Annotated in this window: 24 protein-coding genes; 17 read left to right on the forward strand and 7 right to left on the reverse strand. The window is 68.7% G+C overall.

Annotation, left to right across the window (positions count from 1 at the left end):
• Positions 1–32: 32 nt before the first annotated feature.
• Entirely contained in the window at positions 33–824 is a 792-nt protein-coding gene (locus tag NI1_RS28965; protein ID WP_067826868.1) for an alpha/beta fold hydrolase, read from the forward strand.
• On the opposite strand, the gene NI1_RS28970 is transcribed toward NI1_RS28965, so the two are convergent.
• A complete protein-coding gene (locus tag NI1_RS28970) occupies positions 813–1,601 on the reverse strand; it encodes a helix-turn-helix transcriptional regulator (RefSeq protein ID WP_218026836.1) in 789 nt (262 codons plus the stop codon). The two genes, NI1_RS28965 and NI1_RS28970, sit on opposite strands and share 12 nt — an antisense overlap.
• Before the next feature lie 219 nt (positions 1,602–1,820).
• Here NI1_RS28970 and NI1_RS28975 point away from each other — a divergent pair, with 219 nt between their 5' ends.
• From NI1_RS28975 to NI1_RS29010, 8 genes are read left to right on the forward strand one after another with little or no spacing between them, the layout of a single operon-like run.
• Positions 1,821–3,002 carry a 2-deoxy-scyllo-inosose synthase gene (locus NI1_RS28975; protein WP_169815648.1) on the forward strand — a complete coding sequence of 394 codons (1,182 nt, stop codon included), beginning with the start codon at positions 1,821–1,823 and terminating at the stop codon, positions 3,000–3,002.
• A gap of 5 nt (positions 3,003–3,007) precedes the next feature.
• Positions 3,008–4,294 carry a DegT/DnrJ/EryC1/StrS family aminotransferase gene (locus tag NI1_RS28980; protein ID WP_067826876.1) on the forward strand — a complete coding sequence of 429 codons (1,287 nt, stop codon included), beginning with the start codon at positions 3,008–3,010 and terminating at the stop codon, positions 4,292–4,294.
• Complete coding sequence (locus NI1_RS28985; protein ID WP_067826879.1) at positions 4,291–5,502, forward strand: GNAT family N-acetyltransferase; 1,212 nt, start codon at positions 4,291–4,293, stop codon at positions 5,500–5,502. The genes NI1_RS28980 and NI1_RS28985 overlap by 4 nt, the downstream gene beginning before the upstream one ends.
• Before the next feature lie 25 nt (positions 5,503–5,527).
• Complete coding sequence (locus NI1_RS28990; RefSeq protein WP_067826881.1) at positions 5,528–6,799, forward strand: condensation domain-containing protein; 1,272 nt, start codon at positions 5,528–5,530, stop codon at positions 6,797–6,799.
• Entirely contained in the window at positions 6,796–8,046 is a 1,251-nt protein-coding gene (locus NI1_RS28995) for a glycosyltransferase (protein ID WP_067826884.1), read from the forward strand. Before NI1_RS28990 ends, NI1_RS28995 begins: the two co-directional genes overlap by 4 nt.
• Complete coding sequence (locus NI1_RS29000) at positions 8,043–9,296, forward strand: glycosyltransferase (protein ID WP_067826887.1); 1,254 nt, start codon at positions 8,043–8,045, stop codon at positions 9,294–9,296. The genes NI1_RS28995 and NI1_RS29000 overlap by 4 nt, the downstream gene beginning before the upstream one ends.
• A 3-nt stretch (positions 9,297–9,299) precedes the next feature.
• Entirely contained in the window at positions 9,300–10,520 is a 1,221-nt protein-coding gene (locus NI1_RS29005; protein WP_067826890.1) for a glycosyltransferase, read from the forward strand.
• A gap of 39 nt (positions 10,521–10,559) precedes the next feature.
• A complete protein-coding gene (locus NI1_RS29010; protein WP_067826894.1) occupies positions 10,560–10,757 on the forward strand; it encodes a hypothetical protein in 198 nt (65 codons plus the stop codon).
• 25 nt (positions 10,758–10,782) lie between these two features.
• On the opposite strand, the gene NI1_RS29015 is transcribed toward NI1_RS29010, so the two are convergent.
• Entirely contained in the window at positions 10,783–11,673 is an 891-nt protein-coding gene (locus tag NI1_RS29015; RefSeq protein ID WP_067826896.1) for an SGNH/GDSL hydrolase family protein, read from the reverse strand.
• Between the two features lie 279 nt (positions 11,674–11,952).
• Between NI1_RS29015 and NI1_RS29020 the strand changes: the two genes are divergently transcribed.
• The 5 genes from NI1_RS29020 (at position 11,953) to NI1_RS29045 (ending at position 16,883) form a co-directional block, all read left to right on the forward strand.
• On the forward strand, positions 11,953–13,173 hold the full coding sequence (locus tag NI1_RS29020) for a cysteine desulfurase family protein (RefSeq protein WP_067826899.1): 1,221 nt from the start codon (positions 11,953–11,955) through the stop codon (positions 13,171–13,173).
• The gene (gene mnmA, locus NI1_RS29025) at positions 13,174–14,292 is read left to right on the forward strand and encodes a tRNA 2-thiouridine(34) synthase MnmA (protein WP_067826902.1); all 1,119 of its coding nucleotides are present in this window, start codon (positions 13,174–13,176) and stop codon (positions 14,290–14,292) included.
• Between the two features lie 409 nt (positions 14,293–14,701).
• A complete protein-coding gene (locus tag NI1_RS29035) occupies positions 14,702–15,766 on the forward strand; it encodes a methionine synthase (protein ID WP_439957316.1) in 1,065 nt (354 codons plus the stop codon).
• 70 nt (positions 15,767–15,836) lie between these two features.
• A complete protein-coding gene (locus NI1_RS29040; protein WP_067826908.1) occupies positions 15,837–16,283 on the forward strand; it encodes an excisionase family DNA-binding protein in 447 nt (148 codons plus the stop codon).
• 57 nt (positions 16,284–16,340) lie between these two features.
• Positions 16,341–16,883, forward strand: coding sequence for a PIN domain-containing protein (locus tag NI1_RS29045; protein ID WP_067826911.1), 543 nt, complete (start codon positions 16,341–16,343; stop codon positions 16,881–16,883).
• A 10-nt stretch (positions 16,884–16,893) separates the two neighbouring features.
• Here NI1_RS29045 and NI1_RS29050 read toward each other — a convergent pair whose 3' ends face one another.
• Positions 16,894–17,265, reverse strand: coding sequence for a hypothetical protein (locus tag NI1_RS29050; protein WP_174564536.1), 372 nt, complete (start codon positions 17,263–17,265; stop codon positions 16,894–16,896).
• A gap of 52 nt (positions 17,266–17,317) precedes the next feature.
• Positions 17,318–18,565 (reverse strand): AAA family ATPase, encoded by a 1,248-nt coding sequence (locus tag NI1_RS29055; protein WP_067827725.1) that lies wholly within the window; start codon positions 18,563–18,565, stop codon positions 17,318–17,320.
• A gap of 164 nt (positions 18,566–18,729) precedes the next feature.
• On the opposite strand from NI1_RS29055, the gene NI1_RS29060 reads away from it, so the two are divergent.
• Positions 18,730–19,521, forward strand: coding sequence for an ArsR/SmtB family transcription factor (locus tag NI1_RS29060; RefSeq protein WP_067827728.1), 792 nt, complete (start codon positions 18,730–18,732; stop codon positions 19,519–19,521).
• Here the strand turns inward: NI1_RS29060 and NI1_RS29065 are convergent, their stop codons facing one another.
• The gene (locus tag NI1_RS29065) at positions 19,522–19,941 is read right to left on the reverse strand and encodes a PPOX class F420-dependent oxidoreductase (protein ID WP_067826914.1); all 420 of its coding nucleotides are present in this window, start codon (positions 19,939–19,941) and stop codon (positions 19,522–19,524) included.
• Positions 19,942–20,089: 148 nt separating this feature from the next.
• Between NI1_RS29065 and ligA the strand changes: the two genes are divergently transcribed.
• Complete coding sequence (gene ligA / locus NI1_RS29070; protein ID WP_067826918.1) at positions 20,090–22,213, forward strand: NAD-dependent DNA ligase LigA; 2,124 nt, start codon at positions 20,090–20,092, stop codon at positions 22,211–22,213.
• Between the two features lie 45 nt (positions 22,214–22,258).
• Positions 22,259–22,720 (forward strand): RidA family protein, encoded by a 462-nt coding sequence (locus tag NI1_RS29075; protein WP_067826921.1) that lies wholly within the window; start codon positions 22,259–22,261, stop codon positions 22,718–22,720.
• Here the strand turns inward: NI1_RS29075 and NI1_RS29080 are convergent.
• Positions 22,673–23,593 carry a PhzF family phenazine biosynthesis protein gene (locus tag NI1_RS29080; protein ID WP_084523880.1) on the reverse strand — a complete coding sequence of 307 codons (921 nt, stop codon included), beginning with the start codon at positions 23,591–23,593 and terminating at the stop codon, positions 22,673–22,675. The two genes, NI1_RS29075 and NI1_RS29080, sit on opposite strands and share 48 nt — an antisense overlap.
• Before the next feature lie 46 nt (positions 23,594–23,639).
• Positions 23,640–24,404, reverse strand: a complete 765-nt coding sequence (locus tag NI1_RS29085; RefSeq protein WP_218026837.1) for a 2OG-Fe(II)-dependent halogenase WelO5 family protein — start codon at positions 24,402–24,404, stop codon at positions 23,640–23,642.
• Positions 24,405–24,454: the final 50 nt, after the last annotated feature.

Here is a 24,454-nt window from a genome sequence, read left to right on the forward strand (position 1 = left end):
GGGGTCCGCAAGCGACACTGGAGAGTTGGTAGATGCCGTTCGTCACGCGCGGGGGCGTGCAGGTCAGTTACAGCGATACCGGGGGCGGGGGACGGGCGATAGTGCTGGGGCACTGCCTGTTCATGGATCAGGAGATGTTCGCGGCGCAGGTGGCGGAGCTGACGCCGGAATACCGGGTGATCACCATCGATTCGCGCGGGCACGGCGCGAGCACCGACGACGGTGGACCGTTCAGCTACTGGGACCTGGCGCGCGACGCCTGGGCGGTGGTGGACGAGCTGGGCTTGGAAAAGGTGGTGGTGGGCGGGGTTTCGCACGGCGCGTTCACCGCCCTGCGAATGGCCCTGCTGGCGCGGCCGCGGGTGGACGGGGTGATCACCATCAGCTCCACCGCGGTCGCCATGGACGCGCAACGCCGGGTGGGCTACACCGAGGTGATCGAGGCCTGGACGGTGGGCACGCCGTTCGCGGCGACCGCGCGCATGGTGGCCTCGCTCATGATCGGCGGCACCGCCGAGGATCAGCAGCCGTGGCGGGACAAATGGCTCGCCGGTAACCGGCACCGGACCCGGATGGCCGCGGAGTGCTCGATCAACCGGGATTCGGTGGTGGAGCTGCTGAGCGAGATCACCTGCCCGGCGCTGGTGATTCGCGGGGACAGCGATCACTCCGCGCGGCCGTTCGAAACCGCGCAGCTGGCGGCGGCCTTCGGCGGACCGGCCCGGACACACACCGTGATCGGCGCCGCCATGACGCCGAACCTCACGCATCCGGCGGAGGTCAACGCCCTGCTGCGCGAATTCCTGGCCGGTCTACCCGGGTGATTCCGCGGGGCCGGTGAGGCCGATGAACAGCTGGTGCGCGGGGCCGGGGGCGGTCCCGCGATAACGCTGCACCCGGACCTCGGAGACCGTCGCGGTGCGCGGATCGCGGAGCGCGAAGTCGGGGTCGGGCCGGCCCAGACGCACATGCCCGGCGGCCCAGAGGCGGCGGAAGTCGGGCTGGCGCTCCAGATCCCGCAGCACCGACTCGACATCGTCGCGGTCGGGTGCGAACGCGGCGTAGGAGCGGAACCGGCCGACCAGCAGCGTGGCCTCGCGCTCCCACTCCTCGACCACGATGCGGGCGCGCGCATCGGTGAACATCCAGCGCAGCACGTGACTGCCCGGGGTCAGGCCGGGCAGGGCCGCGCCGAAAGCGGTGTTGTGGTCGATGATTCGCCAGCCGTGGTCCAGCGCGGCGGCCAGATGCGGTTCCAGCGCGCGCAAGGTGGTGCGGATGGCGCTGTCGGGGGCGCGCAGCGGCGGCACCGGCTCGGGTGGGCGCTGCTGCGCCAGGTGATACAGGTGCACCCGGGCCGCCACATCCAGCTCCAGCACGGTGGCCAGCGAATCCAGGATCGCGGCACTGGGATTGAGCGCCTCGCCCTGTTCGATCTTCGCGATATAGCCGAGGCTGGCGTGCGTGGCCTCGGCGAGTTCCTTGCGGGTGAGCCCGGCGGGATGGCGGCCGGTGGCGCGGGACCGGCGTTCGCGGACGAACTCGGCCAGGGTGGGGGCGCGTAGCGCGGGCGTATTGCCGCCAACGGTGCTGTCTACCAACGGATCTCCCTTCACGCAAGATCATTCGCCAGGATAAGCATCCGTTGTGGTTCTGTCCGGAGGTTCGACACTTCCGAGGGTGTGCGCAATATCGCACCACCACCGCCGGTGGTACCGCCGCGGCCGGATATTCGGCCGGTGGTACCGGGCAGCGGGTGAGGTCATGACTGGGGTATCCGAGCGGTTGCCGTGCGCCACTTCGCATTCGATATTTGCTTGGTGAATTCAACGTGGCCGGAAAGCTCGGGATTGCATTCGCGCATCATTCGAATCGGTGACCGCTCCTTTCCCTACTTTTTCGGGGCCGACTGCGTCGGTGAGATCGCCGACGGGCTGGCCGGGCTCGGGGCCGATCTGCTCGTGGTGGTGACCGATGATCAGGTGTCGGAGTTGTACGCCGGAGTGCTGGCGCGACTGGGCGAGCGGACCCCGTCCGTGGTGCTCACCCAGCCCGCGGGCGAATCCATGAAAACCCTGTCCTGCCTGTCCGGGCACCTCGAGACGGCACTGGCGGCCGGGGCCACCCGGCGCTCGGTGGTGGTGTCCTTCGGCGGCGGGGTGCCGGGCAATCTGGCCGGGCTGATGGCGAGCCTGCTGTTTCGCGGCGTGCGCCTGGTGCATGTGCCCACCACCACCATTGCCGCGATGGATTCGGTGCTTTCGCTGAAACAGGCGATAAACAGTCCGGTCGGCAAGAACAGCCTCGGCACGTATTACGCGCCGACCGCCGTGTATACCGATGTGCGGTTCTTCACCAGCTTGCCGATTCGCGAATTACGTTCGGGACTCTGCGAAATGGCGAAGAATTGCCTGGCCATTCGGCCGGAATCGATCGAGGGACTGCGGGCGGTTATCGCGGGCGGTGACCTGGGTGCGCCACCGGCGCTGGCATGGCTCCTGGAGGCCAGCATCGAGGCCAAATCGGCGGTCACCCAGGACGATACCTTCGAGCGGCGGAGCGGGCTGGTGCTGGAGTACGGGCACACCACCGGGCACGCCATCGAGCTGTGCGACCATCGGGCGCGGGGCGCGGACGGGGTGCCGCACGGGGTGGCCATCGCACTGGGAATGCTGGTGGCGGCGCATATCTCGCACGCGCGCGGCTGGCTGTCCGACGATGCGGTGAGCCGGCACTACGAGATCGTGACCGGGCTGGGCGTGGAACCGTATCTGCCGGGCACCGTGCGCATCGACGAGGTGCTGCGGGTGATCGCCGACGACAACAAGAAGGGGTACCTGGAGCCGCGGGCCGACAGCGTGCCGTTCGTGCTGCTGCGGGCGCTCGGCCGGCCCGCCATGACCGGTGACCTGCCCCTGGTGCCGGTGTCCCGCAGTGAGATTCGCGCGGCACTGGACGTGCTGTCGCGGCGCGCGGCGCCCGTGCTCCCGGCGGTGGGGTAGCGATCATGCTGGCGATAGACGGTGGGAGACCGGTCCGGGCGGCCGCGGCATGGCCGCGCTGGCCCCAGCACGACGAGCACACCGAACGGGCGGTGCTGGCGGCTCTGCGCTCGGATCGCTGGTCGGTCAGCTGGTACAGCCCGCAGGGTGGAAAGTCCCGGGAACGGTTGTTCGGGGCGGCTTTCGCGCGCTACAACGGCGCGGCCCACGGGGTGAGCGTCGATCACGGCTCCAGTGCGCTGGTGATCACGCTGGAAGCGCTCGGCATCGGCCCCGGCGACGAGGTGATCGTCCCGGCACTGACCTGGGTCGCACCCGCCACGGCGGTGCTGCGGGTCGGCGCGGTGCCGGTGCTGGTGGATGTGGACGCCGAATCCGGTTGCGTCACCGGCGAATCGATTCGCGCGGCGGTCACCGCGCGTACCCGGGCCGTGATCGCGGTCCATCTGGCGTGCACGGCCGTCGACCTGGACCAGGTGCTCGCCGCCACGCTCTCCGAAGGCATCCCGCTCATCGAGGACTGCTCCCAAGCGCACGGCACCCGCTGGGCGGGACAGGCGGTGGGCACCTTCGGCAATGCCGGTGTGTTCAGTCTCGGCGCCGCCAAAACCCTGGCCGGCGGGGAGGGCGGGGCGGTGATCACCGACCGGCACCAGCTGTATCAGCGAATGCTGCTGCTGCGCGCCGACTCTCGCGGCTACGCCGAGCACGATCCGATGCCGGGCGAGTACGAACTGGTCGAACGCGGCGACATCATGGGCGCGAACTACTGCATGCCGGAACTGACGGCGGCGGTGCTGTTGGATCAGCTGCCCCGCCTCGACGCCCAGCACGCGCATCGGGAACTGCGCGCCCGGGAGCTGGAAGCCGGACTGGACGCCATCGCGGGCCTGCGGCCGATACCGGTACCGGTAAAGGTCGATCGGCGTGCCGTCTACGAGTACGGAATCCGCTTCGACCCGGGCACTTTCGCGGGCGCGCCCATCGAAGCCGTGGCGGCCGCGCTGACCGCCGAACTCGGCACCAAGGTCTACCCGCCGCGCGTGCCGCTGCATCGCAGCGCCCTGCTGCGCCCGCACACCAAACCGCGCTTCGCCCGCTTCTGGAATCCCGCCGTGCAACGCGCGGCCGGACGCGGGTTCCCCGCCGCCGATCACTACCGCGACCACACCCTGCTGCTGCATCACAGTGTGCTGCTCGGGGCGCGCACCGAGGTCGAGGACATTCTCACGGCCCTGGAAAAGGTGCGCTTCCACGCCGATTCACTCACGACGAAAGGTGTTGGCGTATGACCACCGTGGATCTGATGGCCCGCTGGCAGAGCGTGGACATGGACGGATTGCGCGTCCGCCGGGCACACGAGAACGACTGGGACGCCCTGCACGACGCCTACGACCGGGCGTTCGGGGGTGTGCGGGCCAAGGACCTCGACAGCTGGCGGCGGCAGTTCCGGCTCTCCGATATCGCTGTCGCCGAGGATGTCTCGGATCCGGACGCGCCGTTCCTGGTCGGCAGCCTCGCGGTGTTGCGGATGCGGATCACAGCGCCCGGCGGCGGGCAGTTGCGGGCCGCCGTCTGTGCACAGGGGCTGATCGCGCCGACCCATCAGAAGCGGGGCATCTACGCCCGGTTGCAAGCCGAAACGCTGTATATCGCCAATGAATTCGAGGCGGACGTCTTCGGCGGCGCACCCGGTCCGGGCGCGCACTACGGTTATGCGGGACCCGCCGCGCACACCCGGTCGCTGCGCATCGACCGGCGGCGCGCGAAACTCCTGGCGGGGGAGCCGGATTCGGGCTGGTGCCGGGAATCGCGACCCGGCGCGGCGCGGCCGCTGATCCGTGAGATCTACGAGCGCTGGCAGCGGAGCACGCCCGGAGCGCTGGATCGCGGCGCGCACTTCTGGGCCGCGACCTTCGACGACGAATCGTTCGTCATCGTGCATCCGGACGGGTACGTGCTGTACGACCTGATCGGCGACGTGGTGCGGGTGCGCGACTTCTGCGCGCTCACCGCCGCCGCGCACCGGGAACTGCTGCGGTGCCTGCTGGGGCACACCGAATACGCCGAGATCCACCTCGAAACCGCCGTCGACGACCCGACCCCGCTGCTGTTCGAGGATCCGCGCGTCACCGCCGTCACCGGGGTGGGGGCCGAGCTGCGCATGTTCATTCTCGACGCGCCCAAGGCGTTCGAGCGGCGCTCCTATCGGGCCGACTTCCACGGGGTGATCGAGGTGACCGATCCCTACGGCATGGGCTCGGGGCTGTTCGGCCTCGAGGTCACCGCGGGGCAGGGCCGCTGGGCGCCCGCGCCGGCGGGCACCGCGCCCGATGTGCGGGTCGGGCCGGTCGAACTGGCCAGCGCCTACTTCGGTGCGCACACGCCCCTCGAACTGTGGCGCGCCGGACGCGTCCAGGAACTCACCGCCGGAGCCGTCATCGCGCTCGACAACGCGCTCATGCCGGACCGGCGGCCGGTCAATATCACCGCGGTCTGAGCCGCCTCTACCGATTGGACAAGACATGACAGCACCGCGTCCCGGGCGGCTGACCGCCGCCGCCAAACGCTTCCTGGTCTGGGATGCGAACCCGGCCGTCTTCGGAATCACCATTCCCTGCCCGGTTCCGGTGGCCATGGGCTTGGACGATGCGCGGGTGATGATCAACGCGATCGTCGACGAGCACGAATCCCTGCGCAGCCGATACAGCTACGGGGAACCGCCCGGGTGCCTGATCGAGGCCGCGTCCGGTGGGGTGGTCGACCTCGAGCGGATCGGTGTGCGGGCCATCGATATCGAGGGGCTGGAACCCGACAAGCTGGTGGCGCTGATGGAGGAGGAGTCGGCGAAGAACAATCTGCGCCTGGATCCGGCCGCCGGCAAGATCGTGACCGCCGTACTGTTCACGCGCTCCTACGATGTCGGCATTCTGCTGCTCACCGCCCATCACATCGCCATCGACGGGGTGGCCATGTGGGTGCTGTGGGACGACGTGGCGACCTATACGCGGCAATGGGCTGCGGGCGAACCGATTTCGTTGCAGCCCGAAGTCACCACCGGCTCGGAATGGGCGACCTTCCTCGACGATCTCGCCCCCAGCCGGGCGGGCGAACTCGATTACTGGTTGTCCACCAGCGACAGCGAGCCCAATCTGCCGGTGCGGGCGGCTACTCCGGCGGCGGCGCACGTCGACGGCGTAATCGACGGTGCGCTGGCCGAGCGGCTGCTGACCGCACTGCCGGCCGCCTTCGACGCCAGCTACACCCGAATCCTGCTCATCGCACTGGGTTTGGCCATCGAGGACGTGACCGGGGTGGCGCGGCCCATCCAGGTGCAGAAGCACGGTCGCTACAGCCGGCTGCGGCCCGGTACCGACCTGGCCCGCACCGTGGCTTGGCTCTCCGACGACTATCCCTGGCTGGTACGGCCTTTCGCGGGGGATCTCGCGGCGCGGCTGCGCGATGCCGTCGCCGGATATCCGGAGCACCCGGAGGACTTCACGCTGCTGTGCTGGCATCACCCCGAAAGCTGGCCCGAGTTCGTGAAATTCAACTTCCCGAAGTTCTACTTCAACTTCACCGGCGATGTGGGCGTGTGGATTCCGGACGCGCATTCGCGGGAACAGGCGCGGCTGACCATGTTCGACCTGAGCATGTTCCTCGGGTCGAGCAAGCCGGAAGGCGTAGAGCAGGTGCACTATTCGGTGCATTCGCCCGAGGGCGCGCTGGGCGCGGAGCGGGTGGACGCCATCGTGACGCGCTGGCTGTCCATTCTCGAGACGGTGGAGATCGCGTGAGCAGGCTGATCATCGCCGCCATCGGCAGCCGGGGCGATATCGCGCCGCTGCTGGGGCTGGGCGCGGGGCTGCGCGATGCCGGGCACGACGTGCTGGTGGCCGCGCACGATATGTTCGCGGAGCTGGTGACCGGGACGGGACTCGAATTCCGTTCGATGGCAACCAATCTCGACTTCGATATGACCAGCGCCGACATCACCGACAAACGCAAGATGGAGTGGACCTTCGGTTCGCCCGGCGGGGTTCGGGCGATGGGGGAGGGGATGATCGCGGCGCTGCGCGACGAACCCGCGGACGCGTTGTTGCTGGGCCAGTTGACCGAGCTCGCCGGGTTCCAGCTCGCGGAGGCCAAGGGCATTCCGGCCATCGGCTTGCGGTTCCAGCCCATGTCGGCGACGAGCGCGCATCCGCCCAGCGCCATGGGACCGCGTTCGTTCGGGCCGCTCGGCAATCGGCTCGCCGCGGATATCGGCGGCTGGGCGCTCGACAAGTTCTATGCCGGACCGGTGGCGGCCTTCCGGCGGGAACTGGGCCTGCCCAAGGCATCGAGCCACGAATTGCGACGGCGGCGCACGGCCGCGGAATGGCTGATCCTGCACGGGTTTTCGACCTCGGTGGTGCCGCGCCCCGGCGATTGGCGGCGCGGGCTGGAAGTGACCGGCTACTGGTGGCCGCCGCAGCCGATCGCCTGGGAACCGCCCGGGGAACTGCTGGAGTTCCTCGGCGCCGGGCCGCCGCCGGTATTCATCGGTTTCGGCAGCGTGGTGGAGAGTGCCACGCGCAGCGCCGAGATCTCCGAGCTGGTCGGCCAGGCGCTGCGCCGGGCCGGCGTGCGCGGCATCGTCCAATCCGGCTGGCTGCAACTGGATGTCGACGGTGACGATGTGCTGACCATCGGCGATGTGCCGCACGATTGGCTGTTCCCGCAGACCGCGGCGGTCGTGCACCACTGCGGCGCGGGCACCACCGCCGCCGGACTGCGCGCCGGGGTGCCCGCGATCGGTGTGCCGCTCTACTCCGATCAGCCGTTCTGGGCGCGGCGCCTGCTCGACCTCGGTGTCAGCGCGGCCACGATCCCGCATCCGAAACTCTCGGCGGGCCGGTTGGCATCGGCGATCCAGCGCGCCACCACCGACGAGACCCTGCGGCACCACGCCACCCGGCTCGCCGCCGCCATCGCCGCGGAAGACGGTGTGGGGCAGGCGGTCAAGGTCATCGAAGCACACCTGAGCGGAGAACTCGGATGAGCAGATTCATCATCGCCCCCATCGGAACACGCGGAGATTTCGCGCCGCTGCTGGATGTCGCAGTGCGGCTTCAGGAATCGGGGCACGAGGTCGTGATGGCGGCACACTGCATCTACAAGCAGATGGTCCTCGATGCCGGACTCGACCTGCGGGTGATGGGCGCCGACCTGGAGATCGACCCGGCCGACCCGAACTTCCTGCATCACGAACGCGCCAAGACCCTGGCCCGGCCGAGCGGACAGCGCTTCCTGAACGAGACCGTGATCGAGGCGCTCATCGACGAACCCGCCGACGCGCTGCTCATCACCCCCATGTCGGAGGCGGCCGGGCACGCGCTGGCGGAGGCGAAAGGTATTCCGGCCATCGGCATGCGGCTCTCTCCGCAATCGGCGACCGCGGAGTTCCAGCCCGCGCTGTGCGGTGGGGCACGCTCGCTCGGCGGCTGGGGCAACCGGCGGATCGCCGACCTCGGAGCCGGGCTCTACGACTTCATCTTCCGCAATATCATCGCCGATCTGCGCCGCGATCTGGGCCTGCCCCGGGTGCCGGTGCGGGAGCTGCGGCGGCGGCGCGATGCGGCGGAATGGCTGATCCTGCACGGCTATTCGCCCGCCGTCTCGCCCCGGCCGCACGATTGGCGGCGAGGAGAGGAGGTCGTCGGCTACTGGTGGCCGCCGCGCCCCGCCGACTGGGAACCACCCGCCGAACTGGTGGATTTCCTGGCGGCCGGTCCGGCGCCGGTCTTCATCGGGTTCGGCAGCACCACGGCGCGTTCGGGCAAACGCGAAGAGATGTCGGCGATCGTCAACGCGGCGTTGCGGCGCTTCGGCGGCCGGGCGGTGGTGCAATCGGGCTGGCTGGAACTCGACATCACCGGCGACGAGGTGCTCAATATCGGCAGCGTGCCCTACGACTGGCTGTTCCCGCGGATCTCGGCGGCCATCCATCACGCGGGAGCCGGCACCACCTCGGCGAGCCTGCTGGCCGGGATTCCCGCCGCCGGGGTGCCCGGGCAGGCGGATCAGGGGTTCTGGGCGCAGCGGCTGATCGATCACGGGGTGAGCCCCGGAACGATTTCGCTGCGCAAGATGACCGCCGACCATCTGGTCGGGACGTTGCGCGCCCTCACCGAAAACGATTCGTACCGGGCCAATGCCGCTCGCCTCGGGGCGGCCATCGCCCAGGAGGACGGCGCCGGTGCGGCGGTCAAGGCCATCGAAGCGCATATGGCCGCGCTGGGCAGGGGCTGACCATTGCGACTGATCATCATCGCGGTCGGCACCCACGGCGATGTCGCGCCCCTGGTCGGGCTCGGCGTCGGCTTGCAGGCCGCCGGACACGACGTCGCCTTCGCCGCCCACCCGCTCTTCGAGGACCTGGTCACCGGCTGCGGGCTCGAATACCTCTACATGGCACCCGGTTTCGACTTCGACCCCGACAACCCGCGACAGCACGAAGCGGAACTGTCGGACTGGGTGCACACCCTGCGGGTGCTCAGTCGCGGCGTGATCGACGCGGTCCGCGATCAGCCCGCCGACGCCCTGCTCACCGGAATGGCGGTCGAGCTCGCCAGTTTCTCACTCGCCGAACTCAAATCGATCCCGGTGATCGGCCTGCGGTTCTTCCCCACCGGCGATTTCGGGCACGGCCCCATGGATCCCCGGGCCGCCGCGGCCGGACACGCCGTGCGGGCCGAGCTGGGTCTGCCCGAAATCGGCACCGCGGAGCTGGAATCCCGCTTCCGGGAATCCGAAAAGTTCGTGCTGTACGGCTTCTCGGCCCATGTGATCCAGCTGCCCCCGGACTGGCCGCCGGATCGCCTGGTCGCGGGCTACTGGTGGACGCCCCGCCCGCTCGGTTGGGAGCCGCCCGCCGCCCTCACCGAATTCCTCGCGGCCGGACCGCCCCCGGTCTTCATCGGCTTCGGCAGCACCACCGACGGTGTGGAACACCGTGCGGACCTCTCGGCGATCGTCGCGGCGGCGCTGCGGCGAGCCGGGGTGCGCGGCATCGTCCAATCCGGCTGGCTGCGACTGGATGTCGAGGACGCCGACGTGCTGACCATCGGCAATGTGCCGCACGACTGGCTGTTCCCGCGCATGGCCGCCGTGGTTCACCACTGCGGCGCGGGCACCACGGCCGCGGGTCTGCGCGCGGGCGTACCCGCCGTCGCCATACCCGGCGGCGTCGATCAGCCATACTGGGCGCAGCGCCTGCTCGACCTCGGCGTCAGCCCCCGCACGATCCCACTACGCGACCTGACCGCCGACGCCCTCGCCGACGCCCTGCGCGCCGCCACCACCGATCCCGAGCTGCGCGCCAACGCCGCCCGGCTGGGTGCGCTGATCGATTCGGAGGACGGCATCGGCACTTCGGTCAAGGCCATCGAGGCGCATCTGGCGGCCGATCAAAGCGACTCTGTCGCAAATGTTTTCAGTAGCAACAGTAATGATTCTCGCCGACTGGGTATGTAAGCATCAGCAACTATTCGTAACCGACGCAAAGGATGCCTGATGAAGAAGCTCGTAGCTGTCGCCGCCATCACCGCCGGACTGATGGGATCGGCCGGCGTGGCCTCCGCCGAAACCGTTGCCGCCCCGAGCCACGCGGCCCCCATCGCCACCGGATCGTCCTCGGCCGACATCTTCTGCGCCGTGATCCAGTTCCTCAAGGGCGGCTGGGCGGGCCGCACCACCGACTGCTCCTTCTGAGCGAGGCCGGCCGGCCGGTGCGTCGTCAGCGGCCGGCCTGCTGGTAGATCCCCGCCGCCACCGCCTCATCACTGCGCGCGGACGGGTGAAACGGAATCGCCCCCGGATCCCGCGGGTCCTGATAGTCGTTGATCCACGACTGCTCCGAGCACAACCCGTGCCCCGCCGTCGCCGCTCGCGCATCGAAGAACTCCACCCCCAATACCCGCGCCGCCTCCCGCTGCGCCTGATCCAGCCGGTTCACCGCGTCGATGGCCGCCTGCCCGCGCGGCTGCACGAACCGCAACACGCCGAAGGCGCTGAAGCACACCGCATCCTGACCGGTGCGGAACAGCTCCGGATAGCCGACCAGCACGATGCGGGCATTCGGCGCGTAGTACTTCACATACGTGACCACGTTGCGCAGCCGCTCGGCATACCGCGCCCCGGTGACCTCGCTGGCGTCCATCCCGCGCCCCGCCACCGCGGCGTCCGCCCCGCACCCCCGGACCAAGTCGAGCACGCACTGTTGCAGCGCGTACCACAGGGTCGCCTCGTTCGATCCCCACCGATCGTTCAGTCCGAACTGCAAGGCCACCAGCTTGGTTCGAGGCCCGAACGCCCCCGCCCCATCCGCCTGCTTCGCCTCCCAGCCCGCGGTGTAACTCGGCGGAGTGTCGATGGCGGCCCCCGGACACGAAACATCCAGATAGTCCGCGCTCCCCGCCACCCCCATCGCGTTACTCAATCGCGTCGGCCACGAGGTCGCGCCGTGCCGGCACTCCGATCCTTGCGCCTGCGTCACCCACTCATTGGCGCTGAACGAATCCCCCAGCACCACAAGTTCTTTCCCCTCGGCCGGGGCGGCGGCGACCGTACCGGCCACCCCGCTCACCGAAGCGGCGACCGCCAACGCCATCGCGACCCAAGCCCTCATGGCAACCTCACGCAAAAATCTGAAACGAAAATCTTTCATCCGGTCGTGAGTCTAAGCACCGTCCCCGCGACCCCGAGGGACTCCGCGATGATTTCCCGTCCCCCAATTCCTCGCCCCCCGAATCCAGGGGCGCTACCGGACACCGGTTCGAAGATCCGGGGAATACCGGACGCCGAGCGGGGAGTTGCCCACAGGGCGTGCAGGAACGCACGAAGGCGTGGACGGCGGGGAGATACCCCAAGGTTGCGCAGGTCAACGATGGGATAGGCTTTATCGGTCATGAAGTCGGCTTTCCCGGGTCCGGTCGGTGCCCAGACGGTCTACCTCGATCACGCGGCCACTACACCCATGTTCCCGGTCGCCATCGAGGCGATGACGGCTGTCCTGGGGCATGCGGGGAACGCGTCGTCGTTGCACGGGTCGGGGCGGGCGGCCCGGCGGTCACTGGAGGAATCGCGGGAGTCGATCGCGGCCGGGCTCGGCGCGCGGCCCTCCGAAGTGATCTTCACCAGCGGCGGGACCGAGAGCGACAATCTCGCGGTCAAGGGGATCTTCTGGGCTCGGCGGGATGCCGATCCGAAGCGGAACCGGATTCTGGTGAGCGCGGTCGAGCATCACGCGGTGCTGGATACCGTGGAATGGCTGGAACAGCACGAGGGCGCACAGGTGACCTGGCTGGAGGTGGACGCCGACGGCGTCGTCTCGCCGCGCACGCTGCGCGAAGCCCTGGCCACCTATGCCGAGGACGCGGCGCTGGTCAGCGTCATGTGGGCCAATAACGAGGTCGGGACCATTCAGCCGATCGCCGAATTGGCGGCGGTGGCACAGGAATTCGATGTGCCGATGCACAGCGACGCGGTGCAGGCCGCCGCGCAATTGCCGATCGATTTCGGGCGCAGCGGACTGGCCGCCGCGAGTTTCGCGGGGCACAAGGTCGGCGGGCCGCACGGGGTCGGGGTGCTGCTGCTGGGACGGCAGGTCGGGGCGGTGCCGCTGCTGCACGGCGGCGGGCACGAGCGCGATCTGCGGTCGGGGACCTCGGATGTGCCGGGGGCGGCCGGGCTGGCCGCCGCGATCCGCGAGACCGTCGCGGGACTGCCGGCGCGGACCGCCCAGCTCGAGCGGCTGCGGGATCGGCTGATCGCCGGCGTCCAGGACGCGTTCCCGGACGCGGTGCTCAACGGTGCGACCGGCGACCGCAGGCTGGCGGGCAACGCCCACTTCACCTTCCCCGGCTGCGAAGGCGATTCGCTGCTGATGCTGCTGGACGCCGCCGGGATCGAATGCTCGACCGGATCCGCCTGCAACGCCGGTGTCGCCGGACCTTCCCATGTGCTGCTGGCCATGGGCGTGGAACCGGCGCTGGCGCGCGGATCACTGCGATTTTCATTGGGACACAATTCGACCGACGCCGATATCGATGCCCTGCTGGCCGCGTTGCCGCAGGTGGTGGAGCGGGCGAAGGCGGCCGGACTGGCCGGAGCGAAGGGAGGCTTCTAGATGCGAGTACTTGCCGCGATGAGTGGTGGTGTGGATTCCGCGGTGGCGGCCGCCCGCGCCGTCGATGCCGGACACGAGGTGGTCGGGGTGCACCTGGCGCTGTCGGCGTCCCCGGGCACGCTGCGCACCGGATCGCGCGGCTGCTGCTCCAAGGAGGACGCCGGTGATGCGCGCCGCGCCGCCGATGTGCTCGGAATCCCGTTCTACGTCTGGGATTTCGCGGACCGCTTCAAGGAAGACGTGATCGACGATTTCGTCGCCGCCTATGCCGCGGGCGAGACCCCGAACCCGTGCCTGCGCTGCAACGAGAAGATCAAGTTCTCGGCGCTCGCGGATCGCGCGGTGGCGCTGGGGTTCGATGCCGTCGTCACCGGGCATTACGCGCGACTCGAAGACGGCGTGCTGCGCCGCGCGGTCGACGCCGACAAGGATCAGTCGTACGTGCTCGCGGTGCTCACCGCCGACCAGCTCTCGCGTGCCATGTTCCCGGTCGGCGACACCCCCAAGCCGCAGATCCGGGCCGAGGCCGCCGAGCGCGGGCTGGCCGTGGCCGACAAGCCCGACAGCCACGACATCTGCTTCATCCCCTCCGGTGACACCCGCGCCTTCCTCGGCGCGAAGATCGGTATCCGCCCGGGCGCGGTCGTCGACTCCGACGGCACCAAGCTGGGCGATCACGACGGCGTGCACGGCTTCACCATCGGTCAGCGCAAGGGCCTGGGCCTGCCCGGTCCGGCCGCCGACGGCAAGCCCCGCTACGTCACCGGCATCGACCCCGAATCCGGCACCGTCAGCGTCGGTTCCGTGCAGGACCTCGAGGTCTGGACGGTGCTGGCCGACCGCGCCATCTGGACTTCCGGTGCCACCCCGGACGGTCCGATCGAATGCATCGTGCAGGTGCGCGCGCACGGCGGCACCGCGCCCGCCGTCGCCGAACCCGTCGACGGCGGCCTGGTGGTTCGCCTGCGGGAACCGCTCACCGGTGTTGCCAAGGGCCAGGCCGTGGTGCTCTACCGCCCCGACAGCTCCGGCGACGAAGTGCTCGGCAGCGGAACCATTTCCGGCACCGAACGCGAACCGCAGGCGCGGGCGGCCGAACTGGCGGACAACGCCCGGTGACCGCCGAGCGTTGCCTTCGATCCACGACCACCGACCCTCGACCGCCGCGCACGGGTAACTTGGATGCCGTGGATGTGCGGCGATTCGTCGCACCGGGGATGCGGGTAGCTCTCGCGTCCCGTCTGGTGCGGGCAGCGGATTCTGGTGTGGGAGCAGTGATTCGACGGCGGCCGGGGCGGCCCAAACGGCGGATTCTGCCCGGGAGCGTGACGGACCCGGGCGTGAGCTGCCGGGAAGCGGCGGAGCAGGCGCGAGACCGGCGCGATCAACTGCGGCCGACCGACCCGATCGAAGTGTGGAATCAACTTTCGAACCAATCGAACGACATGCGGAATCAGCTGCCGGAGGAGCTCGATCGCATACGTGATCAGCGGAAACCGGAGCGGCGCGACGAAACGGGGACGCACGAGTGAGTGGCAGCGGCGTGGCGAGTGACGAACAACGAACCACGCCGGGACTGCGCGGCGGGATCGCGACCGGTGTCGGCTCCTGGCCCGGAACCGATCCGCGCGAAGCCGCCGCCACGGTGGTGGGCGAACTCGGCGATCTGCCGCACCTGGTGGAGTTGCCCGCGCGCGGCGTCGGCGCGGACATGATCGGCCGCGTCTCCGGACTGCTGGTGGATATGCGTTTCGACAGCACCACCCGCGGATACCGATTGGCGACCCGCCCCGGCGCGGTCGCCCGCCGCGCCCGCGATCTGCTGCGCACCGACCTCGACGCGCTCGAAGAATCCTGGGAGACAGCCGGTCTCGCGGGCACCGGCCATGCGGTGAAGCTCCAGGTGGCCGGCCCGCTCACGCTGGCGGCCGAAGTCGAACTGCCGCACGGCCATCGCGTCCTCACCGACTCCGGCGCCCTGCGCGATCTCGCCGAATCCCTCGCCGAGGGCCTGCGGAACCATGCCGCCGAGGTATCCAAACGCCTCGGCGCCGATGTTCTCATCCAGCTCGACGAACCCCTCCTGAACGCGGTCCTCGCGGGCTCCCTGCGCGGCCCCAGCGTCATGAACACCATCCGGCCCATGCCCGAACCCGAGGCCCTGCACATCCTGGACGCGCTGATCGACCAGCAGACCCACCCGGTCCTGATCCACTCCTGCGCCGAACCCCCCGCCCTGTCCTTCCTCCGCAAGACCCGCGCGGCCGCAATAGGTTTCGACCTGGCCACCATCGCCACCAAGGACCTGGACGGCATCGGCGAATCCCTGGACGCCGGAAAATACCTCGTCCTCGGCCTCGTCCCCACCACCGCCCCCGCCAAACCCCCCACCTGGAAGGAAATCGCCGAACCCGGCGTCCGCCTGATGGACCGCCTCGGCTTCCCCCGCCGCCGCCTGGCCGACCAAATCCAGGTCTCCCCGGCCTGCGGCCTCGCCACCGCCCCCCTCACCTGGGCCCGCCAAGCCCTCACCCTCGCCGCCGAAACCGCCCACGCCTACGCCGACGAACCCGAAGCCCTCACCTTCGACTGATCTTGGTTGCGTTTGTGTCGTTTGTGCGCGACCATGGACCGATGAGCCGCCATGCGGAGGGATTGGTGTCATGACTGTTTGCCGCGTCGAAGCCGACCTTCCCGTACCCGCCCGCCGGGAATTGCAGGTGGCGTTGGGCGCGCTGCGGGCCGAAAAGGAGCGCAAAACATCGACGATCGTCATCGATGACGTGCCGATGCACGTGCCCCGCAGCGTGCGAGCCGCGGTGACCGCGCTTCTGGAACATCTGAGCGAGGGGCGCGGCGTGGCAATCGCACCGGTGGACACATTGGTCACCACTTCCGCCGCCGCCGACCTGTTGGGCCTTTCCAGGACCTACGTCTGCCGTCTGGTCGACGACGGCACCCTGGCCGCCGAGTACCGCGGTACCCATCGCAGGATCCCCCTACAAACGGTTCTCGACTATCGAGAGCAGCGCCGGCACGACCGCGCCCAGGCGCTGGACGACGTGTCGAGCATCTCTCGGGAAGCCGGTCTGTACGACGACGACTTCTGAGAGGCCGTGCGGTGACGTCCGTGCCTTCCTGGATGCGAATGTTCTGGTCCGGCGCGATTGCGCGACCTACTGCTAACCCTCGCCGAAGCAGGCCTGTACGAAATTTACTGGAGTGCACAGGTTTTGAATGAGGTGGCTAGGCATCTTCCCGCGTCGATGCCTTCCGGGAACCGCGATGCGTTGTTCGAGGCCATGAATCGTGCGTTCCCGGAAGCCCTCGTGGAGTGGCCCGGTGAGTTCGAGGCCACGGTGCCTCGCCTGGTCAACGCGAAGGACCGGCATGTGGTCGCGGCGGCGATATTCGCGCACGCCGAGGTTTTGGTGACCAGCGATCGCCCCCTCATCCATGAGCTCGAAGGCGGAAAGGAAATCATCGAAACGCAGACGCCCGCAGTCTTCATCGCCTACGCGATCGATACCGATGTTCGTCGCGCAGGCCGCGCCTTGGTGGATATGGCACAGCGACGCTGGCTCGAACGTGCGGACCGAGTTGAGGTGACCGAAGTTCGAGATCGGTTGGCAGTCTGGGCTCGAAAAGAGCTCGGCGACGCGGTCGCGGACCTCATCCTTCGGCCCGAGTTCATGCCGAGTATCGAATAAGCCTGGGCGGCTACTGCGGGTTGCGGGGCTGTTTGGTGCCGAAGTAGGGGCGGGCCCCGGGGTGGGCGAGTTGCCAGCGGTCGGGTTTGCCCGCGGGGTAGACGACGGGGATTTGCTCGCCTATGGAGGGCCATTGGCCGGTGTCCCAGGCGAAGCGGCCGTAGACCTCGTGGGCGACGACGGTGGGGCCGGAGATGCTGCCGCTGAGGGTTACGTATTGCTCGCCGGGGGCTTCGGGGCGGGGGCTCACGCCGGTCAGGTGGAGGGTGCCGGATTCGGGGTTCGCCACCGGGGCGCCGCCTTTGCGGGCGCGGAAGTAGTAGGCGAGGGTCGCGCCGAGGGCGCCACCGATCAGCAGTAGGAATACGAACTGCATCAGCATGTCCCCATGCTAGGCGCAGGGCGGGGGAGGGCCGGTGGGGTGGCGGCGCGGGTTATTGGGGGGTGAGTTCGGACATGCCGAATTCGGCGCGGCGCAGTTGCCAGACGGTGGTGCGCTTGGATTGTGAGCGTCCGTTGCCGCGATCGATCAGGGTGCGGTTGGCGGTGGTGAAGACCAGTTGCGCGCCTTGGGTATTGGTTTCCGGGTTCTGGAAGAGCTGGATGAGGCTGTCGGCGGTCTCGGGGGTGAGGTGGGCGTCGATATCGTCGATGGCCAGGACGCCGCCGGCGTCGAGGGCGTCGAGCATCGGCGGGAGCAGGCGCAGCATGGCGAGGGTGGCGCTGGATTCGTCGGTGATGTCGAAGGCGGTCTCGATGCCTTCGTGGGATAGGCCGAGGCCGACGCCGCGGCGGGCGACCATGCGGGAGTAGAGGGCATCGCGCGCGGCGTAGAGGTTGGCGAGTTCACGCTGGAGCAGGGTGATGGTGATGCCGTGTTCGAGGAACATCTCCTCGGCGTAATTGGCCGAGATGGTGCAGTTCTCGACCTCCTTGGTGGTGGCGGCGATATCGGTGTCCAGGTCGCGCAGGTAGTCGGCGTACATGGGGTCGTCGGTAGGCAGCAGCAGATCGGTGATGCCGAGGTCGGCGGCGCGCAGCAGGGTGAGCAGGCGCACGGCGTGGTCGGTGGAGCGGGAGATGTGCGCGCCCACCCGATGCGCGATCTCGGCCGGATCCGGTTGCCCGCACTGCACTTCCAGCAGCGATTGGAACCAGCGGTAGGCGGGCACCAGGGGTTCGGCGTACAACTGCCCGGAGAGGCTGAGCAGCAGCGCATTCGGGCGCACCAGCGGCACCACCGCGCCGAGCCCGTAGCGCGCGGCCTCGAACATGGGCCCGATGCGCACCTCGTCCCCGGAGCGTTCGAACACCACCCGTTTGCGATTGTGCGGATGCGAGTGCAGCCATTCGGCTTTCACATCGGCGTTGTCGAGCTTGAACCCGTAGGTGTACGGGCAGCCCTCGGCCACGAAGTGCGCCACGAATTCCGAAGGGCGATCGGCGAATCCGATATGCGGCGTGCGCACCGGCCCGGAGTAGGGATCCCATCCGGTGACCGAGTTGAGTACGGCATCGCGCATCCGGTCCAGGCCGTCGACCAGGCCGGTCTTGCCCGTGGCGGCGGCCCCGTACACGGCGGTCACCGGCGTGGCGATGGCCCCGCTGCTTCCGCGGGTCAGCCGCAATTCCTGCGGTTCGGCGAGAGATCGATGATTCGTCACCTGAAAACTGCGCAACACAAGCGAAATCATGCCGGTCGGCGCACGGAATTGCGACTCGCCCTTTTCGGTCATGCCCGGCGGAGCGTGGAAACCGGTCGGCAAACCTTGACATGCAACCCTTAGGTTGCCTATTCTCGATTACGCAACCAAAGGGTTGCCTATAGCGATGGTGTGAGGTGCCGGTGGACGAGGTCTTCAAGGCGCTGGCCGACCCGAATCGGCGCAGACTGCTGGACAGCCTCAACGAACGCAATGGTCAGACCCTGCGCGACCTCTGCGCGGAGCTCGACCTGACCCGGCAGGCGGTCAGCAAGCACCTGGCCGTACTGGAGGCCGCCAACCTGGTCACCACCGTGCGCAAGGGCCGCGAGAAGCTGCACTACCTCAATGCCGAACCCGTCAATGCCATCGCCGACCGCTGGATCAATCGATACGACCGCGCGCGGGTGCACGCACTCGCCGACCTGAAATCAGCATTGGAGAGCGCGACCATGAGCGACGAATTCGTCTACACCACCTACATCCGCACCACCCCCGAAAAGCTCTGGCAGGCCCTGACCGACCCGGCCTTCACCAAGCGCTACTGGGGCGCCACCTTCGAATCCGATTGGCGGCCCGGCTCTCCCATGACCTGGGAGCAGCAGGGCTGGGTGAGCAAAGACCCCGAACAGGTCGTCGTCACCGCCGACCCGTACACCACGCTGTCCTACACCTGGCACACCGTCGACCAGGCATTCGCCGACCAATTCGGTTTCAGCGCCGAGGATTTCGAGAAGCTCTCCACCGAATCCCGCTCGGTCGTCACCTTCGAAATCGAGCCCATGGGCGAAACCGTCAAACTCACCGTGGTGCACAACGGCTTCGACCCCGGCAGCGCCATGCTCGAAGGCATCCGCGAAGGCTGGCCCGCCATCCTCTCCAACCTCAAGACCCTCCTGGAGACCGGCGAGGTCCTCCCCGAACCGCAGGAATGATCAGCGCAGCAGGCCGTAGGCCCGGGCCGGCGTGAGACGTACGACGGCCCGGCGGTCGGCCACCATGGCGCGGCGGTAATCGTCCCAATCCGGGTGTTCGCCACTGAGCGCCCGGTAGTAGGCGACCAGTTCGTCCACCGTCGCATCGGCGGGATCCGCTGCCACCGGCGAGATTTCGGCCTCGCCCTCGAGGACGGCATACGACCAGAAATCGTCGCTGCTGATATTCAGCGCCGCCCACGGTTCGCGGCGCAGATTGTGATACTTGGCCCGGTCCGCGGTGATGGAGATGCGGATGATGCCGTCCGCGCCGACCCAGTGCAGCACATTGGACAGCTGCGGACGGGTATCGCGGCGGATGGTCGCGAGCACCGATCGCGGATGGGCACGGGCGAACTCGACGGCCGTCTCGAGGTTCATGTGTGCTGCAACCTTGCCCGTGCGGACGCTGTTCCCGAACCCGCCCCGAGATCGCGGAGACTTCCCCGATTGGTGGCGCGACGTGCGCGAATGTCGCGCAAAGGTGTCGGTGGGCTCGACTAATGTTCAGGGGGTGAGCGAATCGGGCATGGAGATCACCCAGACCGCCGGGGACGGGCACACCGCCGCGAGCGGAGACCAGCGCGTCGAGTGGCAGCGGCTGGCGGAAGAGGTCCGCGACCACCAGTTCCGGTACTACGTACGGGACGCGCCCATCGTCACCGACGGTGAGTTCGACGAGTTGTTCAACCGGCTGGTCGCGCTCGAGGAAGCCCACCCGGACCTACGCACGCCCGATTCGCCGACGCAGGTGGTGGGCGGCGGATTCACCACCGGTTTTCAGCCGGTCGACCATCTGGAGCGGATGTACTCGCTGGACAATGTGTTCAACGAGGACGAGATGCGGCAGTGGATCAGCCGCGTGGAAGCCGAGACCGGCGCCGGCACCCACTACGTGTGCGAGGTGAAGATCGACGGCGTCGCACTGAACCTGGTCTACGAGGACGGGAAGCTGGTGCGCGGGGCCACCCGTGGCGACGGGCGCACCGGTGAGGACGTCACGCTCAATGCGCGCACCATCGAGGACATTCCGCATCAGCTCAGCGCGAGCGACGACTTCCCGGTGCCGAAGCTGCTGGAGGTGCGCGGCGAGGCGTTCATGACGCTGGAGGATTTCGAGGCGCTGAACGCCTCCATCGTCGCGGAAGGCAAACCGCCGTACGCGAATCCGCGCAATACCGCGGCCGGGTCGCTGCGGCAGAAGGATCCGGCGGTGACCGCGCGGCGGCGGCTGCGGATGATCTGCCACGGCTTCGGGCGGCTGGAGGGCTTCGCTCCCGAATCGCAGTACGAGGCGTACCGGGCGCTGGCGGCGTGGGGGCTGCCGGTGTCGGCGCACACCGTGCGCGTGCAGGGCGCGGACGCGGTGGTGGAGCGCGTTGAATATTGGGGCGAGCACCGGCACGATATCGAGCACGAGATCGACGGCCAGGTCATCAAGGTCGACGAATTCTCCTTGCAGCGCCGGCTGGGCGCCACCTCCCGCGCGCCGCGCTGGGCCATCGCGTACAAGTATCCGCCCGAAGAGGCCACCACCAAACTGCTCGACATTCAGGTGAATGTCGGTCGCACGGGCCGGGTTACGCCGTTCGCGGTGATGCAGCCGGTCACCGTCGCGGGCTCCACGGTGGCGATGGCGACCCTGCACAATGCCTCCGAAGTGCAGCGCAAGGGTGTGCTCATCGGCGATACCGTCACCATTCGCAAGGCCGGTGACGTGATCCCCGAGGTGCTCGGCCCGGTGGTGGACGCGCGCACCGGAACCGAGCGGGCCTTCGTCATGCCCACCCACTGCCCGGAGTGCGGCACCGAACTCGCCCCCGCCAAGGAGGGCGACGCCGATATCCGCTGCCCGAACCAGCAGTACTGCCCGGCGCAGTTGCGGGAGCGGGTATTCCACGTCGCCGGGCGTGGCTCGTTCGATATCGAGGCGCTCGGCTACGAGGCCGCCGTCGATCTGCTGAAATCCGGTGCCATCGGTGATGAAGGCGACCTGTTCTTCCTCGACGAGGACAAACTGCTCACTACCGACCTGTTCACCAACCAGAAGGGCGAGTTGACCCAGAACGGCAAACGGCTGCTCCAGAATCTGGAGACCGCCAAGGACCGGCCGCTGTGGCGGGTGCTGGTGGGGTTGTCCATCCGCCATGTCGGGCCCACCGCCGCACGGGCTCTGGCGTCGGCGCTGGGCAGTATGGAGGCCATTCGCGCGGCGTCGGCGGAGGAGCTGGCGGCCGTGGACGGCGTCGGCCCGACCATCGCGGTGTCCTTGACCGAATGGTTCACCGTGCCTTGGCATATCGACATCGTCGACAAGTGGGCGGCGGCGGGCGTGCGCATGGAGGACGAGCGGGACGAATCCATCGAACGCAATCTCGAGGGTCTGTCGATCGTCGTGACGGGTTCGCTGCAAACCTTCACCCGCGACGGCGCCAAGGAAGCCATCCTGATTCGCGGTGGCAAGGCGGCCGGATCCGTCTCCAAGAAAACGGCTTTCGTGGTGATCGGCGATTCGCCCGGGTCCAAGGCGGACAAGGCGGAGGAACTCGGCGTGCCGATCCTGGACGAGGACGGGTTCCGGTTGCTACTGGAGGGCGGCCCGGAGGCGGTCACGCCGGCCGCCGAAGCCGATACCGGGGAATCGGGCGAATAGTCGATTCCCTCCGGATGTGTTGGGGCACAGGCTACTGTGCCCCGCATGTCCCCGGTGCGTGCGCGGCTCGCCGAACTCGGTCTGGTGTTGCCTCCGGTCAGTCCACCCGGAGGCGTGTACGTGCCCGCGGTGCGCAGCGGAGCGCTGGTCCATGTGGCCGGTCAGGTGCCGATGCTCGCGGGTCGGGTGGTGACCACCGGCCGCGTCGGCGCGGAGGTGACGCACGCCGAAGCCGCGGAACTCAGCCGCCGCTGTGCCCTGGCCGCGCTCGCGGCGATGGATGCGGTCGCCGGTCTCGACTCCCTCGCACGGGTGGTCCGGGTTGCCGGATATGTCGCTTCCGCGCCGGGTTTCGACGGTCAGCTGGAAGTGGTGTCGGCCGCCGGTGACCTGTTCGTCGCGCTCCTGGGCGCGGCGGGCCGCGGGGTGTGCACGGCTGTCGGCGTACCGGAACTGCCTTTACAGGCGCCCGTCGAAATAGAGGTCACCCTCGCCCTGTCGAACTGAGTTCTTTCCCGTCGGCATGCCATGGTGGCGGGACTGTCGGATGGGAACGGCCGTGCCGCTGACCGCTACCCCGCCGGGCGCGGGCGGCACCGCCACTTCGATCCGCCCCGGCCGCCCCATATCGGCTCCTTGGAACACGGTCAGGGTGACCGGTGGCTCCACCAGCCCCAATTCCCGCAGATAGCCGCCCAGCGCCGCGGCCGCCGCCCCGGTCGCGGGATCCTCGCGAATACCGCCGGGCGGGAACGGATTGCGGGCGTGGAAGACGTCGTCGCGCTCGCGCCAGACCAGATCCACGGTGGCCCAATCCATTTCCCGCATGAGTTCGCCCAATGCCGCGAAGTCGTAGTCGAGGTCCGCCAGCCGCTCGCGGGTACGGGCGGCGATCACCGGATGCCAGGCTCCGGCGTAGGCGGCGCGCGGCGGCAGCGCGGCGTCGAGATCCGGGTGGTCCCAGCGCAGAGCGGCCAGCAGCCGATCCAGCTCCCCGGCGCCGATATCGCGCGAACGCGGCGGCACCGAAACCAGTGTGGCGGCCAGCTTCCCGGCCGCGTCGCGGCGCGTGGAGACCGGAACCGGACCCGCTTGGGTGCGGAAGACCAGCTCCCCGGGCCCGAACCGCTCCGCGTACGCCACCGCGGTGGCGATGGTGGCGTGCCCGCAGAACGGCACCTCCACCAGCGGACTGAAATACCTGACGTCGAGGGTCTTTTCGTCCTCGCCGGGCGTAGCGAACGCCGTTTCGGAGTATCCGATCTCGGCGGCCGTGGCCAGCATGTCGGCGGCATCCAGTCCGGTCGCATCGAGCACCACCCCGGCCGGATTCCCGCCGGCCGGATCGGAGCTGAACGCCGCGTAGCGCAGAATCCCCATCGCTCGACGGTAGCGCGCGGGCGGATCCAGGTCGTGCGATAGGCGATTATCCCCAAACATGAAGTTCGCCGGAATCGGTCAATCCCACCGCGAATCCCAGCGCAATTCGCCGTGCGCCCGCGCTCGGCAATACCGCATGGAAATTACGCGGATCGAACAACAATGCCTGCCCGACCGAGGGTTGCAATACGAAGGATTCGGCATCCCCCACCACATCCCGGTGATAACCGTACGAAGCGGGCAATCGATACGATTCGTCACCCGGCGCCCAGCGATGCCGCCACACCACCGTTTGACCGCCTTCCTCCGGCACGCTCAAATAAAGGTTGAAGGCGAATTGCGCGACCAGGTGCGCGTCCACCAGTTTGCCGTCGAATTCCCTGATCGAATCGTCGAAGTGCACCTGGAACCCCTGATTCGGTTCCCGCGCCACCCCCGGCCCCAGTTCCCGGTCAGCGCACCGCCCGACGCGCACCGGCCCCGGCCAGTCCCGCCCCAGATTGTCCCGGCACAGCGCGAACGGGTCGTAATCCAGCCGCAGCCGCGCCCACGCCTCCCGGCTGGAATCCAGTGCGGGCCAGTAGGTTTCCCCGAGCTGCCCCGCCACCCGGTGATCGCTCACCCCGACCCCGAACCGGAACACCGGCGGATCCACCCGCTTGGTGTCGTAGGCGTCGAACGGCACTCTCCGCAGTGCCGCGAGTATCTCCGAACAAGTCTGTGCCGGAAGGAAATCCGCCACCTGAATGGCGGCATACCGACCGGCCGCTAATCCGGCGATATGATCGCGCCGGAATCCCGATGCGGTCACGGCCACGAAGAATGGATCACGCGCGCAAACTGACGTCATGTCCCCACCTG

It is taken from the genome of Nocardia inohanensis NBRC 100128 (genome assembly GCF_001612945.1).
GTDB lineage: Bacteria > Actinomycetota > Actinomycetes > Mycobacteriales > Mycobacteriaceae > Nocardia > Nocardia inohanensis.

What these genes read in the sequence shown, in the direction of transcription:
- NI1_RS28965 (WP_067826868.1), top strand. Translation starts at nt 33, where the DNA reads ATGCCGTTCGTCACGCGCGGGGGCGTGCAGGTCAGTTACAGCGATACC.
- NI1_RS29000 (WP_067826887.1), top strand. Translation starts at nt 8,043, where the DNA reads ATGAGCAGATTCATCATCGCCCCCATCGGAACACGCGGAGATTTCGCG.
- NI1_RS29040 (WP_067826908.1), top strand. Translation starts at nt 15,837, where the DNA reads ATGACTGTTTGCCGCGTCGAAGCCGACCTTCCCGTACCCGCCCGCCGG.
- NI1_RS29050 (WP_174564536.1), bottom strand. Translation starts at nt 17,265, where the DNA reads ATGCTGATGCAGTTCGTATTCCTACTGCTGATCGGTGGCGCCCTCGGC.
- NI1_RS28990 (WP_067826881.1), top strand. Translation starts at nt 5,528, where the DNA reads ATGACAGCACCGCGTCCCGGGCGGCTGACCGCCGCCGCCAAACGCTTC.
- NI1_RS29020 (WP_067826899.1), top strand. Translation starts at nt 11,953, where the DNA reads ATGAAGTCGGCTTTCCCGGGTCCGGTCGGTGCCCAGACGGTCTACCTC.
- NI1_RS29080 (WP_084523880.1), bottom strand. Translation starts at nt 23,593, where the DNA reads ATGGGGATTCTGCGCTACGCGGCGTTCAGCTCCGATCCGGCCGGCGGG.
- NI1_RS29015 (WP_067826896.1), bottom strand. Translation starts at nt 11,673, where the DNA reads ATGAGGGCTTGGGTCGCGATGGCGTTGGCGGTCGCCGCTTCGGTGAGC.
- ligA (WP_067826918.1), top strand. Translation starts at nt 20,090, where the DNA reads ATGGAGATCACCCAGACCGCCGGGGACGGGCACACCGCCGCGAGCGGA.
- NI1_RS29075 (WP_067826921.1), top strand. Translation starts at nt 22,259, where the DNA reads ATGTCCCCGGTGCGTGCGCGGCTCGCCGAACTCGGTCTGGTGTTGCCT.
- NI1_RS28985 (WP_067826879.1), top strand. Translation starts at nt 4,291, where the DNA reads ATGACCACCGTGGATCTGATGGCCCGCTGGCAGAGCGTGGACATGGAC.
- NI1_RS29065 (WP_067826914.1), bottom strand. Translation starts at nt 19,941, where the DNA reads ATGAACCTCGAGACGGCCGTCGAGTTCGCCCGTGCCCATCCGCGATCG.
- mnmA (WP_067826902.1), top strand. Translation starts at nt 13,174, where the DNA reads ATGCGAGTACTTGCCGCGATGAGTGGTGGTGTGGATTCCGCGGTGGCG.
- NI1_RS28980 (WP_067826876.1), top strand. Translation starts at nt 3,008, where the DNA reads ATGCTGGCGATAGACGGTGGGAGACCGGTCCGGGCGGCCGCGGCATGG.
- NI1_RS29010 (WP_067826894.1), top strand. Translation starts at nt 10,560, where the DNA reads ATGAAGAAGCTCGTAGCTGTCGCCGCCATCACCGCCGGACTGATGGGA.